Below are 995 nucleotides of genomic sequence, written 5' to 3'. Positions count from 1 at the left end.
CTGCCGGATGTTCTTAGAGAAGCGAGCCGGGATGCGCGTCGCATCCTTGAAGTAGCGATCGGCGTCCTTCAGCTTTACCACCCGATCTACATCAAGCTGTTCGCGGTCGTTCAGGTGCGCATCGGGCGCAGTGAGCAATATGGCAGCGTCCACATAAATTTCGTCTAGCTCATGCCGACCTGGATTGGCTTGGGTCAGCAAGCCCTTCACCGTTCGGGCGTGCCCCCGCAGCTTGCCCAGTGGGGACGGGTACGGTGCGCGGCCCTCTGGGTACCACTTATTGCCATACACATCGATCGTGCCGCGCGTGCCCTTTACGTCGACTAGGTACACCGCATGGGGCGCCAACAAAGCGATGTCGATCTCGAAACGCTCCCCTTGACGTTCGATTTGAAAGTTATGAAGCAGGATAAAACTATCAGGCAAGCGATCTCGCAGATAAGCGATCGCGGCACGTTCGGCGTCGTTGACCGGCTGGCCCACTGGAATCACTTTGGCCATATCCGCTTACGCTCCCATTCGGATCTTTGATTCGACGTCGCTGGTGCCATCCATCATTAGGTCGATTGCAGCATTTCGTTCGGCATAAGCACGATAAACCATTTCGGCTATTTCCTTTTCCAAACTGCTTGCCAATCGAGGAATTGGAATATTAGGCACCCTCTTCCAATGCAGGTCCTGCTGCTTTGATCCTTCGGCGAGGCCGCGCAGTATTCTGAATCCTGCATTTGATCGAAGGAAAGCATATAGATAGCCCGGCTCAATCTCGCCAGGGCGAACAACTATTCGCATACAATGGTCCGTGTAAGCGCGATCCAACGCTCGCTTTCCCGTAATTAGCTCACTTCGGCAAAAAAGCTCATCTTCACCGAGCGTTCCTTGCTTTGCCACGATAATAGTTCTGTCCGGCACTACATATCGAGGAGAGTGCCTCAGCAAATACTTTCGACTAATCCAACGCCCCGCAGGAAATAGCTGAAATAACGGTTTTTGGG

The 995-nt window shown here is 53.5% G+C and carries 2 protein-coding genes; both read right to left on the bottom strand.

Annotated features, from left to right (window positions below; genetic code table 11):
• Positions 1-501: nuclease-related domain-containing protein (locus RTX98_RS18215; protein ID WP_312798211.1), on the bottom strand; the 501-nt coding region annotated here is incomplete at its 3' end.
• Positions 502-507: 6 nt separating this feature from the next.
• Positions 508-995: hypothetical protein (locus tag RTX98_RS18210; protein WP_312798210.1), on the bottom strand; the 488-nt coding region annotated here is incomplete at its 5' end.

It is taken from the genome of Tianweitania sp., assembly GCF_032053605.1.
GTDB lineage: Bacteria > Pseudomonadota > Alphaproteobacteria > Rhizobiales > Rhizobiaceae > Tianweitania.
The sequence above is the reverse complement of the archived record's forward strand: the minus strand, read 5'-3'. Positions and strand labels throughout refer to the sequence as shown.